Origin of the sequence: Enterococcus italicus DSM 15952 (genome assembly GCF_000185365.1) — a bacterium.
GTDB classification, from domain to species: domain Bacteria; phylum Bacillota; class Bacilli; order Lactobacillales; family Enterococcaceae; genus Enterococcus_G; species Enterococcus_G italicus.
On record NZ_GL622241.1, the window covers coordinates 1,186,524 to 1,199,624 of the forward strand.

Genomic DNA, 13,101 nt, shown 5'->3' on the forward strand with positions numbered 1-13,101 from the left:
CAAACATGCTAGAACGCTATACACGACCAGAAATGGGAAATATTTGGACTGATGAAAACCGCTATCGAGCTTGGTTAGAAGTAGAAATCCTTGCCACCGAGGCTTGGTCTGAGCTTGGTGAAATACCGAAAGAAGATGTCAAAAAAATCCGCGAAAAAGCAGCCTTTGATACCGTACGTATTTTAGAAATTGAACAAGAAACGCGACATGACGTCGTAGCGTTTACACGAGCTGTCTCTGAAAGTTTGGGTGAGGAGCGCAAATGGGTTCATTATGGTCTTACTTCCACTGATGTCGTTGATACGGCATATGGCTATCTCTTGAAACAAGCCAATGATATCTTAAGAAAAGATATTCAACGTTTAACTGAAGTAATCGGTGAGAAAGCCAAAGCCTACAAGCATACCGTAATGATGGGACGCACGCATGGAGTTCATGCGGAGCCGACTACGTTTGGGCTGAAGCTAGCCTTATGGTACTCAGAAATGAAGCGAAATATTGAACGATTTGAACACGCTGCAGCTGGCGTTGAGGCCGGTAAAATTAGTGGCGCAGTGGGGACATTTGCCAATATCCCACCTTTTGTTGAAGCGTTTGTCTGTGACAAACTAGGTATTCGCGCCCAAGAAATTTCTACCCAGGTGCTACCAAGAGATTTGCACGCAGAATACATCGCAACCATGGCATTAATTGCGACTAGTATTGAAAAATTTGCTACTGAAATCCGTTCATTGCAAAAATCAGAAACTCGTGAGGTGGAAGAATTTTTTGCGAAAGGGCAAAAAGGCTCATCCGCAATGCCGCATAAGCGTAACCCAATCGGCTCTGAGAACATGACTGGTCTAGCGCGAGTGATTCGCGGGCATGTCGTAACAGCGTATGAAGATGTCACTTTATGGCATGAGCGAGATATTTCTCATTCTTCCGCTGAACGTATTATTTTACCTGATACAACGATTTTACTTAACTATATGTTGAATCGTTTTGCGACGATTGTTGAACAATTGACTGTCTTCCCTGAAAACATGAAGCGCAATATGGATGCGACGTTTGGTTTAATTTATAGCCAACGTGTCTTACTCAAATTGATCGATCACGGTATGACAAGAGAAGAAGCCTATGATTTGGTACAACCAAAAACTGCAATTGCTTGGGATGAACAAACACAGTTTCGACCATTGCTAGAGCAAGACGCGAAAATTATGAGTATTTTATCAAAAGAAGAATTAGATGATGCATTTGATTATCATTACCATCTAAAACAAGTGGATACGATTTTTAAAAGAGTCGGTTTAGAGTAAATCATTTACGGAGGTATGACAGTTTAAACTGTTATCCCTCCTTTTATACAGTCGTTTGACAAATAAGTTAACCTACCTTTTTGAGTTTGCTATGATTCAACCCAAAATTTCAAGAACAAGTTAGCCACTTTTTGAAAAATATTACGATACAGATGTGACACAAACAAATTAGTAAGACAAATTTGTTTCACTGATAGAGACTAGAGATTAAGACAGAATTGGTCAATAATAAGCAAAAGCCATAAAATCCAGAAGTTATTTTCCAAACTTTTGGATTTTATGGCTTTTTTGTTTTCATTGAGTCAAACTGATGCGGCTATGGCTATACTCAAGGATTTCAGACAAAAACTCTAATGAAACTTCACGAAAATTATAAAAAACTTTTAAAAGATGGTAGCTTTTAAAGAGATAAGAGGCTTCAATAGCTTGGATAATTAACTCTTGATTTTTTTGGTTTTGATATTGATAGACATTTCGATGACTAATAGTTGTCAATTTGTTCTCAAAAACCGCTTTTAAAAAAGGAGCTATTTGTGAATCTATTCCAAATTTTTCAGAATATAAAAGCTGTCGGATATCATTGAGGAGTGACTCTTGCGTTTCTACGGATAATGAATCATAGAAAATACGTGCATCATGTCTGAGTTGCTCTTTCATTTGTTCTTCCTCCAAAGTCATATTATCAATGAAACTATATCACAAACACATATTTATGTAAACGCTTATCTTTATTTTTCTATTCTTTAAATACGAACATTTATTGCTTTTTGTAATTAAATTATAAATAATTATTTGACTATCTTTTTTTGTTAGGTTTAAAATGAAAGCAAGAAATAACCAATAAATTAATGAGGTGAATCATGAATACGTGCGATGTAATCTATGAGGGAAAAGCGAAGAAAATGTATCGGACAGAAGATGAATCCATTGTTCTCGTAGAATATTTGGATCAAGTTACAGCATTAAATGGCGCAAGAAAAGATGAAATGGTTGGGAAAGCTGAGTTAAACAATACCATTTCATCTTTTATTTTCACATGGTTAAAAAAAAATGGCATTGAAAACCATTTTGTATCAAAAGAGGGAAAAACCGAACAATTAATCAAAAAGCTAGAAATGATTCCACTAGAAATTGTTTTAAGAAATGTGGCGGCTGGTAGTTTTTCCAAACGGTTTGCTGTTGCACAAGGCACAGTATTAACTAGACCGATTATTGAATTTTATTACAAAGCTGACGAATTGGATGATCCATTTATAAATGATGCTCATGTCGATTATTTTTCAATTGCGACTGAAGGTGAATTAAAGAGTATTCGTCAGCTAACATTGATGCTTAATGAAAAATTGATTGAGTTGTTTGACCAAATTGATTTGACGTTGGTTGATTTTAAAATTGAAGTGGGAAGAACCTCGGATGGGAAAATTCTTTTGGCAGATGAAATTTCACCTGATACGTGTCGCTTATGGGATAAAACAAGCAAGCAATCACTTGATAAAGATGTCTATCGTAAGAAAACAGGGGATTTACTAACGGTTTATCGTGAAGTTACCAATCGACTTGATGCACTTAAGGAGGAAAATTAGATGACACTTGCTAAAGTAATCGTAATGTACAAAGAATCGATCCTTGATCCTCAAGGTGAGGCAGTAAAAAATGCATTGCTGCGACTTGACCATAAAGAAGTAAAAGATGTCCGGATGGGTAAATACTTCGAAATTCAATTAGCAGAGTCTGTTGACCCGGAAGCTGAAATTGAAAAGATGTGTCAAGAGTTATTGGCAAATGTGACGATGGAAAGCTATCGCTATGAATTAGTAGACGAGGTGCAACAATGAAATTTGCAGTTATTGTTTTCCCAGGCTCTAATTGCGATCAAGATATGATATGGGCTGTGAATCTTTTTGATGGTATGCAAGCGACAGCAGTACGCCATGATGAACGCTCATTGGTGGGGTATGATGGCGTGTTGCTTCCGGGCGGCTTTTCTTATGGTGATTACTTACGGTGTGGAGCGATTGCCCGCTTTGCTCCAATTATGACTGAGGTGGTGCGTTTTGCACAGGAAGGTAAGCCGGTTTTTGGAACGTGCAATGGGTTTCAGATGTTGACAGAACTAGGTCTGTTACCGGGTGGTTTACGAAAAAATGAATCGTTGAAATTTATCAGTAAAGTAGTCCCAATCGTTGTTGAAACAAACAAGCATTCATTTACGAATCAGTACCAAGCAAAAGCAACTATCGAGCTACCGATTGCCCATGGCGAAGGAAATTATTACTGTGATGAGGAAACATTAGCTGAACTAGAAGCTAATAATCAAATCTTATTTCGATATGCTGACAAGGTGAACGGGAGTGTCGCAAATATCGCGGGCATTAGCAATCTAGCAGGCAATGTAGTCGGTATGATGCCGCATCCGGAACGGGCAGTCGAAGCATTATTAGGGTCAACTGATGGTCGTCCTTTTTTTGAATCAATGCTGACAAACTTTGTAAAGGAGAGCAATCATGTCAAATAAGGTGAATCTTGAGCCAACAGCGGAAACAATCCAACACGAAAAAATTTATCGACAATGGGGATTAACAGACGAAGAATATGATAAAGTAGTGGCAATTTTACATCGTCAACCCAACTATACCGAAACGGGCTTATTTGCTGTTATGTGGAGTGAGCACTGCTCTTATAAAAATTCAAAACCGATTCTTAAAAAATTCCCATCAAGCGGTTCTCACGTGTTACAAGGTCCCGGTGAAGGAGCGGGAATTGTTGATATTGGCGATGACTTGGCAGTTGTTTTTAAAGCAGAAAGCCACAATCATCCATCAGCGGTGGAGCCATATGAAGGGGCAGCGACTGGCGTAGGCGGAATTATCCGAGATATCTTTAGTATGGGCGCTCGACCGATTGCTATATTGGATTCATTGCGATTTGGTGAATTGACCAATTCAAGGACGAAGTATTTATTTGAAGAAATCGTCGCTGGCATTAGCGGATATGGTAATTGTATCGGTATCCCGACAGTGGGTGGTGAAATTTCCTTTGACGCGTGTTATGAAGGGAATCCGTTGGTCAATGCGATGTGTGTGGGTGTTATCGAGCATCGCCACATTCAAAAAGGCCAAGCGAAAGGAATCGGCAATCCAATCTTTTATGTCGGTGCAAAAACTGGTCGTGATGGAATCCATGGTGCGACATTTGCCTCAGAAGAATTTGAGGATGAAAAAGAACAAAATCGCTCGGCGGTTCAAGTGGGCGATCCATTTATGGAAAAATTATTACTTGAGGCGTGTTTAGAATTGATTCAAGAGCATCCTGAAGCAGTTGTTGGGATTCAAGATATGGGTGCAGCTGGGTTGGTTTCATCAAGTTCGGAAATGGCATCAAAAGCAGGATCTGGATTAAAGCTTAATCTAGATGATGTCCCTCAACGTGAAACCAATATGACCCCTTATGAGATGATGCTCTCTGAATCACAAGAGCGTATGTTAATCTGTGTCCAAAAAGGCCATGAACAAACCGTTTGCAACCTTTTTGCAAAATACGAGCTTGCCGCTGTTAATATCGGTTCAGTCACTAACGACGGTCAATATCGCTTGTATCACAAAGGGAAATTGGTTGCTGACTTGCCGGTCGATGCATTGGCGAGTGAAGCGCCTGTCTATTACAAAGAACAAGCTGTTCCGAAGAGACTAGAAGCATTTAAACAAATGCAACCTTTTGAACCGGTACTATACTCTGTTGAAGAAACGTTGACTGATTTACTTGCTCAACCGACAATTGCATCTAAGAAGTCGGTCTATGAGACCTATGATTCACAAGTCTTGACGAACACAGTCGTACGTCCGGGAAGTGATGCTGCTGTCGTGCGGATCAAAGGAACGAAGAAAGCTTTGGCGATGACGACGGATTGCAATGCGCGCTATTTATACCTTGATCCAGAACTTGGTGGTCAAATTGCTGTTTCCGAAGCCGCCAGAAATATTGTGGCCAGCGGTGGCCAACCATTAGCTATTACCGATTGTTTGAATTACGGCTCACCTGAGAAGCCAGAAGTCTTTTGGGAATTGGCACAGTCAGCAGATGGCATTTCTGCTGCGTGCCTAGCGTTAGGAACGCCAGTCATCTCAGGTAATGTTTCGTTGTACAACGAAACCAATGGCCAAGCGATTTATCCTACGCCAATGATTGGGATGGTTGGACTGATTGAAGATGTACAACACGTAACAACTCAGTCCTTCAAGAAAAGTGGCGACCTGATTTATGTTATTGGAGAAACGAAGGATGACTTTGCTGGGAGTGAAATTCAAAAGCAACAAACTGGTGAAATTGCGGGCACAATCAGCTTTTCATTAGAAGACGAAAAGAACAATCAAACACTGGTTTTAGCAGCGATCAAAGAAGGATTGATTCAAAGTGCGCATGATTGTGCGGAAGGTGGATTATTAGTAGCTTTAGCGGAATCAGCCTTCGATCATAATTTTGGTTTTTCAATTGATTGGCAAGGAACAAATGCACAACTCTTCTCTGAAACGCAATCACGATTTGTATTAAGTGTTTCTCTAGAAAATCAAGCGCGCTTTGAAGAACAATTTGGCGCAAACGCGACTTATCTTGGCGTGGTAACGGAAGAACCAACATATGTGATCAAATCAGAAAATGAGCAAGTGATAATTGATGGACTCAATGCGAAGCGAATATGGGAGGAAGCCATTCCATGCCTTATGAAGTAAAAAGCTTGAATGAAGAATGTGGTGTTTTCGGTGTCTGGCAATGTGAAGATGCTGCGCGCCTTACGTATTTTGGTCTGCATGCGTTGCAGCACCGAGGACAAGAAGGAGCAGGAATTGTCGCTAAAGACGAATCGGAACTTTCTGGCCATCGTGACCTGGGATTGCTTTCGGATGTTTTTTCAAATGAAGCGATTTTGGATCGACTTGAAGGTGATGCTGCGATTGGACACGTCCGGTATGCCACAGCTGGTAGAAGGAATCTTGCCAATATTCAGCCCTTTCTTTTTCAATTCGATCAGGAACAAATCGCTCTAGCGCACAATGGTAATTTGACCAATGCAAAACGTTTGCGTCGGTCGTTAGAAAAGGAAGGTGCCATTTTCCATTCTAGTTCAGATACGGAAATTTTGATGCATCTCATTCGTCGAAGTACCAAAAGTACATTGAAAGAAAAAATTATGGAATCACTGAATACAGTCAAAGGTGGCTTTGCGTATCTTTTGCTAACATCTGATGCGATGATTGCAGCTTTGGATCCAAATGGATTCCGACCGCTCGCCATTGGCAGATTGAATAATGGTGGCTATGTAGTAGCTTCGGAAACATGTGCGCTAGATACGATTGGTGCTAGCTTTGTTCGGGATGTCAATCCTGGAGAGATGGTCTGGATATCTGATAAGGGAATGGAAATTATCCCCTATACCACAGATACGCAACTTTCGATTTGCTCCATGGAATTTATATATTTTGCTCGACCTGACTCAAACATATACGGTGTTAATGTTCACACTGCACGTAAAACAATGGGTAAGCGACTAGCGCAAGAAGCACCGGTAGACGCCGATATTGTGGTGGGAGTGCCAAATTCTTCTTTGTCGGCCGCAAGTGGCTACGCAGAAGAAGCGAATATTCCGTATGAACTAGGGTTAATTAAAAATCAATACATCGCGCGGACGTTTATTCAACCTACACAAGAGCTTCGTGAGCAAGGTGTGCGGATGAAGCTTTCAGCTGTCAAAAAAGTAGTCGAAGGAAAACGTGTGATCCTGGTCGATGATTCAATCGTGCGCGGGACAACCAGTCAACGCATAGTGAGTTTGCTAAAAGAAGCGGGTGCGTCAGAAGTTCATTTGCGGATTGGCTCGCCAGCGTTGAAATATCCTTGTTTTTATGGGATTGATATCCAGACAAGAAAAGAGTTAATTGCTGCCAATCATACTAAAGAAGAGATGTGTACTATCATTGGTGCGGATTCTTTAGAATTTTTGAGTGAGCAAGGGGTGATTGATTCGATTGGTTTACCATTCGATGCACCTTATAGCGGTCTTTGTATGGCTTATTTTAATGGCGATTATCCGACGCCATTGTATGATTATGAAGAAGAATATTTGGCATCTTTACAGGGTGAAAAAGTGGTGCAAATGAACGAGGAGGTATTCAAGTGACAAATCCGTATCAAGAAGCTGGTGTGAATATCGAGGCTGGCTACGATGCAGTCGAACGAATGAAAAAGCATGTCCGTAAAACGGCAAACAGAGGTGTCATGGGAGCAATCGGTGGCTTTGGTGGCATGGTTGATTTAAGTGTGTACGAATTAGCTGAGCCAGTATTAGTGGCGGGCACAGATGGTGTCGGTACGAAGCTACTATTGGCTCAGGAAATGAACCAACATGAAACGATTGGCATTGACTGTGTGGCAATGTGTGTCAATGATGTCCTTGCCCAAGGAGCTAAACCTATCTTGTTTTTAGATTACATTGCTACTGGAAAATTAGACCCAATTGTTGTTGAACAAATCGTAGCCGGTGTTGCGGAAGGCTGTGTCCAAGCTGGTGCGGCACTGGTAGGCGGAGAGACTGCTGAAATGCCGGATTTGTATGCTGAGAACGAGTATGATCTAGCTGGTTTTACGGTCGGTGTTGCTGAGAAAAGTCAGTTAATCCAAGCTGATTCAATCCAAGAAGGCGACCTATTAATCGGGTTGCCATCGACTGGTATTCATTCCAATGGCTTTTCGTTGGTGCGTTCATTATTTTTTAAAAAATACACTTTTTCGTTAGATGCATCATTTTCAGACTATGGTATTGATCATCTTGGTACTACTTTACTGACGCCGACCAAAATTTACGTTAATGATGTCTTGCCTTTACTTGCGGATCATCTGATTCAGGGTGTTGCACATATTACTGGTGGCGGATTTTATGAAAATATCCCGAGAATGTTGCCGGAACACTTGCAAGCAGAAATCCATAACGGTACTTGGCCGGTCTTGCCGGTATTTTCTTTGATGCAAGAACTCGGAGGGTATACATCGCAACAAATGTTTGGCATTTTTAATATGGGTATTGGTCTCGTGTTGGCTATTCGCAAAGAAAACCTGGAACATGTAGAGGCATTGTTTGCGAAAGCGAACACACCATTTTATCAAATTGGCGTGGTGAAAAAACGGAATGGTGATTCGGTCGTCATGAAAGAGGAAGCTGAATGAAGATAGCTGTGTTTGCCTCAGGAACCGGATCGAATTTTACCGCACTCGTCCAAGCGATAAAGCAAGGACAATTAGCTGCGACTATCGAATTGCTCGTCTGTGACCAACCGGATGCATTGGTACTGAAGCGAGCAGAAGCGGAACGAATCCCGATTGTCTGCTTAAAACCAAGTGATTTTGCTACTAAAACGGCCTATGAAGAGCAGGTGAAAGAAGCGTTGATTCTTCATGAAATTGAATTCATCGTCTTGGCGGGGTATATGCGTTTGATAGGCCCAACACTCCTCGAACCTTACAAAAACCGAATCATTAATATTCATCCGTCACTCCTACCCGCCTTTCCTGGGCGAACCAGTATCGCCGATGCCTTTGATGCTGGCGTGTCGGAAAGTGGTATCACCATTCATTATATTGATGAAGGCATCGATACTGGCCCAATTATTTATCAAAAAGCCGTACCGATATTGAAGACAGATACGTTCGCTACCTTTACCAAGCGGATGCATGCGGTTGAACACACCATTTATCCAATGGTGCTCGAAAAAATATTTCAAGAAGGAGCTTCTAATGAAAAAAAGAGCCTTAATTAGTGTATCGGATAAAACTGGGATTGTCCCATTTGCAAAGGAATTAGTTGAGAATGGCTATGAAATTATATCGACAGGCGGCACCAGAAAAGCATTAACTGACGCAGGAGTAAAAACTCTTGCGATTGAGGAAATTACAGGATTCCCTGAAATGCTAGATGGCCGCGTGAAGACGTTGCATCCGCGGATTCACGGAGGGCTTTTAGCAAAACTTGATAACCCGGAGCATGTGGCTACATTAAACGAACACAACATCGATCCGATTTCGCTCGTGGTCGTTAATTTGTATCCTTTTAAAGAAACCATTCAAAAGACAGCAATCACTGAAGCGGAGGCCATTGAACAAATTGATATCGGTGGTCCCAGCATGTTGCGCTCTGCTGCAAAAAACTTCGCTTCGGTGACAGTGGTTGTCGACAGCCAAGATTATCCAGTCATCCTTAGTGAATTAGCAGAAAAAGGCGAAACAAAGCTAACAACTAGAAAAAAACTTGCCCTAAAAGTCTTTCAACACACAGCCGCATACGACGCATTGATCGCTAGTTATTTAGCTGAAAAAGTAGAACAAACGGTATTTCCAGATGAATTGGTGCTTCAATACGAGAAAAAACAAGTATTACGATATGGAGAAAATCCACACCAAGAAGCAGCTTTTTATGTCCAAAGTCCAGCGCCAAGTGGTACGATTGCTAGCGCTAACCAGCTACACGGCAAAGAGTTATCTTACAACAATATTCGTGATACAGATGCGGCGCTTGGTATTTTAGCTGAATATACAAAACCAACAATTGTAGCAGTCAAACACATGAATCCGTGTGGAATTGGTTCAGGCATATCGATTGAACAAGCTTTTGACGCGGCGTATGCTGCCGATCCGGTTTCGATTTTTGGAGGGATTATTGCCAGTAACCAAAAAATCAGCTTAGCTGTTGCTGAAAAAATGAGTTCAATGTTTTTAGAAGTTATTATCGCACCAGCGTATGATCAAGATGCACTGCAACTGTTGATGAAAAAGAAGAACATTCGTCTGCTTACCGTTTCGGAATCGTTAGAGAAGCAACCCAAAGCCTGGACGTCCATCTCGGTCGGAGGTGGCTTGTTAATTCAAAGTAAAGATGACCTGCTTGAAGATGAAACGACATGGCAAGTGGTGACCAAAAGAAAACCAACTACCGATGAAATTGAAGCGCTAGCCTTTGCTTGGAAGGCGGTAAAACATGTCAAATCAAACGCGATTGTACTAGCTAATAAACAACAAACAGTTGGCATTGGTGCTGGTCAAATGAATCGTGTGGGATCAGTAGCAATTGCCCTTGAGCAAGCTAAAGCAAATAATGCAATAACCGATGCGGTATTGGCAAGTGATGCCTTCTTTCCAATGTCTGATAGCGTTGAACTCGCAGCCAAAAACGGCATTAAAGCGATTATTCAGCCGGGGGGAAGTATCAAAGACCAAGAATCGATTGATATGGCAGATCAATACGATGTAACGATGATTTTCACGAATATAAGACATTTTCGTCATTAAGGAGAAGCGCATGAATATTCTAGTGATTGGTAGTGGTGGCAGAGAGCACGCGATAGCCAAAAAGATAAAACAAGATACTCCTGAAGATGCAGTGTACTGTTGTCCGGGAAATCCTGGGATGGAAGTCGACGGCATTCAAGTTTGTTCATTGGATGCTTCTGATTTTTCAGCGTTAGTCACGTTTGCCAAGGAAAAAGAAATTGATTTGAGCATAGTAGGGCCTGAACAACCATTGCTCGAGGGTATCGTCAATCACTTTCAAGCAGCTGGTTTAAAAATTTTTGGGCCAACGCAGGAAGCTGCCTTGCTTGAAGGATCCAAATCATTTGCAAAAGAAGTGATGCTATCAGCCAATGTACCCACAGCATCTTATCAAGCCTTTGATAAATTTGAAGATGCAATTTTATTTTTGGCTGAACAAGAAAAATATCCAATTGTCATTAAGGCTGATGGATTAGCCGCTGGTAAGGGAGTAATTATTGCACAGACAAAAGATGAGGCACTAACAACTGTCGAGCAGCTAATGAAAGAGCAAATTTTTGGAGAAAGTGGCTCGAAAATCATTATTGAAGAATTTTTAGAGGGCGAAGAGTTTACATTGATGGCGTTTGTGGATGGCGATGCAGTCTATCCGATGATTCCAGCGCAAGATCATAAACGAGTATTCGCTGGCGATAAAGGTCCCAATACTGGCGGTATGGGCGCGTATGCCCCAGTCCCACAAATTAGTCCGCAAATAATTGAAGCGAGTATAAAAAATGTTCTTCAACCAGTAGCATCCTACATGAAACAACAAGGTACGCCATACACCGGTATTTTATACGCTGGTCTAATCGTTACAGCAGAGGGCCCGAAAGTCATTGAATTTAATGCCCGATTTGGTGATCCGGAAGCGCAAGTTGTTTTACCACTACTGTCTTCTAAGCTAGTGAATATTATGGATCAGCTATTGCGTCACGAACCACTTGAGATTGTTTGGCTAAACCAAGTTAGCTTGGGTGTTGTCGTTGCCAGAGAAGGGTATCCGATTGCAGCGAAAGAACCAAGACCGTTACCTGACTTGTCGGATATCAAAGATGTAGATGTGTACTATAGTGGTGTATCGAAACGTGAAAACCGATTTGTCTCCAATGGTGGCCGCGTATTTTTAGTACAAAAAACTGCCAATACTTTCGATGAAGCGAAAGAAACACTTTATCATGAACTGGCTCAAATTTCATCCGATGATTGGCATTTTAGAGCAGATATCGGGTATAGAATTAAGTGAAATACGAACATTGAAAATGTTTTTTAAAAATAAAGATTGTATTCACTTGAATATCTGTCGGAAATCTTATAAGTTATTATGGGCATTACATTTTGAGCAGATTCCATTTGCTCTATAATAAGTGAGGGATTTCGATGTTTGATATGAAAGTTTTTGACTATGAAGATGTACAATTGGTTCCAAATAAATGTGTTGTAAATAGTCGTTCAGAGTGTGATACGACGGTAACACTGGGTAAGCATTCATTTAAAATGCCGGTCGTGCCAGCTAATATGCAGACCATTATTGACGAATTCATTGCAGAATTTTTAGCAGCAAATGGCTACTTTTACATTATGCATCGCTTCGATGAAGAAGGCAGAATTGCTTTTGTTAAACGGATGCAGTCTTTAGGGTACATCGCATCAATCAGTGTGGGTGTCAAACAAGACGAGTATGTATTTATTGATGAATTAGCTAAACAAACATTAACGCCTGACTATATTACAATTGATATTGCACACGGTCATTCAAATTCCGTTATTCAAATGATTCAATATATTAAAGAAAAATTACCCGAGGCATTTGTTATTGCGGGGAATGTCGGCACACCCGAGGCCGTAAGAGAATTAGAAAATGCAGGTGCTGATGCAACAAAAGTCGGCATTGGACCAGGGAAAGTGTGTATCACAAAAATCAAAACCGGTTTTGGGACGGGTGGTTGGCAGCTAGCTGCTGTTCGTTGGTGTGCAAAGGCTGCTCGGAAACCCATCATTGCAGATGGTGGCATTCGAACACATGGTGACATCGCTAAGTCACTTCGCTTCGGTGCGACAATGGTGATGATCGGGTCACTATTCGCTGGTCATGAAGAATCTCCAGGTGAGACAAAAGTGGAAAATGGTGTTGTCTACAAAGAATACTTTGGATCAGCATCAGAGTTTCAAAAAGGCGAAAAGAAAAATGTTGAAGGCAAAAAAATCTGGATCCAACACAAAGGATCATTAAAAGATACCTTAGTAGAAATGCAACAAGATTTACAATCATCGATCTCTTATGCTGGTGGCACCGATATTGAAGCCATTCGTAAAGTCGACTATGTCATTGTAAAAAATTCCATCTTTAATGGTGATACAATCTAACTTAACATCGAGATAGCCATCATTGTGCTAGCCAATTCAAAAATAAACAGAATTAAAAAAAAGACCATACGAACCGAAAGTT

The 13,101-nt window shown here is 41.0% G+C and carries 12 protein-coding genes; 11 read left to right on the forward strand and 1 reads right to left on the reverse strand.

The window, feature by feature from the left end; genetic code table 11:
* Positions 1-5 precede the first annotated feature (5 nt).
* Entirely contained in the window at positions 6-1,301 is a 1,296-nt protein-coding gene (gene purB / locus HMPREF9088_RS05595; protein ID WP_007208188.1) for an adenylosuccinate lyase, read from the forward strand.
* Positions 1,302-1,595: 294 nt separating this feature from the next.
* Here purB and HMPREF9088_RS05600 read toward each other — a convergent pair whose 3' ends face one another.
* A complete protein-coding gene (locus HMPREF9088_RS05600; RefSeq protein ID WP_040366511.1) occupies positions 1,596-1,958 on the reverse strand; it encodes a hypothetical protein in 363 nt (120 codons plus the stop codon).
* A 203-nt stretch (positions 1,959-2,161) separates the two neighbouring features.
* On the opposite strand from HMPREF9088_RS05600, the gene purC reads away from it, so the two are divergent.
* The 10 genes from purC (at position 2,162) to HMPREF9088_RS05650 (ending at position 13,019) form a co-directional block, all read left to right on the forward strand.
* The gene (purC, locus tag HMPREF9088_RS05605; RefSeq protein WP_007208190.1) at positions 2,162-2,884 is read left to right on the forward strand and encodes a phosphoribosylaminoimidazolesuccinocarboxamide synthase; all 723 of its coding nucleotides are present in this window, start codon (positions 2,162-2,164) and stop codon (positions 2,882-2,884) included.
* Positions 2,885-3,136: a phosphoribosylformylglycinamidine synthase subunit PurS gene (purS, locus tag HMPREF9088_RS05610; protein ID WP_007208191.1), complete on the forward strand. Its 252-nt coding sequence runs from the start codon at positions 2,885-2,887 to the stop codon at positions 3,134-3,136.
* On the forward strand, positions 3,133-3,816 hold the full coding sequence (gene purQ / locus HMPREF9088_RS05615) for a phosphoribosylformylglycinamidine synthase subunit PurQ (RefSeq protein ID WP_007208192.1): 684 nt from the start codon (positions 3,133-3,135) through the stop codon (positions 3,814-3,816). The genes purS and purQ overlap by 4 nt, the downstream gene beginning before the upstream one ends.
* Positions 3,806-6,028 carry a phosphoribosylformylglycinamidine synthase subunit PurL gene (gene purL, locus HMPREF9088_RS05620; RefSeq protein WP_007208193.1) on the forward strand — a complete coding sequence of 741 codons (2,223 nt, stop codon included), beginning with the start codon at positions 3,806-3,808 and terminating at the stop codon, positions 6,026-6,028. Before purQ ends, purL begins: the two co-directional genes overlap by 11 nt.
* Positions 6,013-7,473 (forward strand): amidophosphoribosyltransferase, encoded by a 1,461-nt coding sequence (purF, locus tag HMPREF9088_RS05625; RefSeq protein WP_040366512.1) that lies wholly within the window; start codon positions 6,013-6,015, stop codon positions 7,471-7,473. Before purL ends, purF begins: the two co-directional genes overlap by 16 nt.
* Entirely contained in the window at positions 7,470-8,516 is a 1,047-nt protein-coding gene (gene purM / locus HMPREF9088_RS05630; protein WP_007208195.1) for a phosphoribosylformylglycinamidine cyclo-ligase, read from the forward strand. Before purF ends, purM begins: the two co-directional genes overlap by 4 nt.
* Positions 8,513-9,106, forward strand: a complete 594-nt coding sequence (purN, locus tag HMPREF9088_RS05635) for a phosphoribosylglycinamide formyltransferase (protein WP_007208196.1) — start codon at positions 8,513-8,515, stop codon at positions 9,104-9,106. The genes purM and purN overlap by 4 nt, the downstream gene beginning before the upstream one ends.
* Positions 9,084-10,631 carry a bifunctional phosphoribosylaminoimidazolecarboxamide formyltransferase/IMP cyclohydrolase gene (gene purH / locus HMPREF9088_RS05640; protein ID WP_007208197.1) on the forward strand — a complete coding sequence of 516 codons (1,548 nt, stop codon included), beginning with the start codon at positions 9,084-9,086 and terminating at the stop codon, positions 10,629-10,631. The genes purN and purH overlap by 23 nt, the downstream gene beginning before the upstream one ends.
* A 10-nt stretch (positions 10,632-10,641) precedes the next feature.
* Positions 10,642-11,898: a phosphoribosylamine--glycine ligase gene (purD, locus tag HMPREF9088_RS05645; protein WP_007208198.1), complete on the forward strand. Its 1,257-nt coding sequence runs from the start codon at positions 10,642-10,644 to the stop codon at positions 11,896-11,898.
* 143 nt (positions 11,899-12,041) lie between these two features.
* The gene (locus tag HMPREF9088_RS05650; protein ID WP_143139660.1) at positions 12,042-13,019 is read left to right on the forward strand and encodes a GMP reductase; all 978 of its coding nucleotides are present in this window, start codon (positions 12,042-12,044) and stop codon (positions 13,017-13,019) included.
* The last annotated feature ends 82 nt before the right edge of the window (positions 13,020-13,101 follow it).

What these genes read in the sequence shown, in the direction of transcription:
- HMPREF9088_RS05650 (WP_143139660.1), top strand. Translation starts at nt 12,042, where the DNA reads ATGAAAGTTTTTGACTATGAAGATGTACAATTGGTTCCAAATAAATGT.
- purS (WP_007208191.1), top strand. Translation starts at nt 2,885, where the DNA reads ATGACACTTGCTAAAGTAATCGTAATGTACAAAGAATCGATCCTTGAT.
- purN (WP_007208196.1), top strand. Translation starts at nt 8,513, where the DNA reads ATGAAGATAGCTGTGTTTGCCTCAGGAACCGGATCGAATTTTACCGCA.
- HMPREF9088_RS05600 (WP_040366511.1), bottom strand. Translation starts at nt 1,958, where the DNA reads ATGAAAGAGCAACTCAGACATGATGCACGTATTTTCTATGATTCATTA.
- purL (WP_007208193.1), top strand. Translation starts at nt 3,806, where the DNA reads ATGTCAAATAAGGTGAATCTTGAGCCAACAGCGGAAACAATCCAACAC.
- purH (WP_007208197.1), top strand. Translation starts at nt 9,084, where the DNA reads ATGAAAAAAAGAGCCTTAATTAGTGTATCGGATAAAACTGGGATTGTC.
- purC (WP_007208190.1), top strand. Translation starts at nt 2,162, where the DNA reads ATGAATACGTGCGATGTAATCTATGAGGGAAAAGCGAAGAAAATGTAT.
- purQ (WP_007208192.1), top strand. Translation starts at nt 3,133, where the DNA reads ATGAAATTTGCAGTTATTGTTTTCCCAGGCTCTAATTGCGATCAAGAT.
- purF (WP_040366512.1), top strand. Translation starts at nt 6,013, where the DNA reads ATGCCTTATGAAGTAAAAAGCTTGAATGAAGAATGTGGTGTTTTCGGT.
- purB (WP_007208188.1), top strand. Translation starts at nt 6, where the DNA reads ATGCTAGAACGCTATACACGACCAGAAATGGGAAATATTTGGACTGAT.
- purD (WP_007208198.1), top strand. Translation starts at nt 10,642, where the DNA reads ATGAATATTCTAGTGATTGGTAGTGGTGGCAGAGAGCACGCGATAGCC.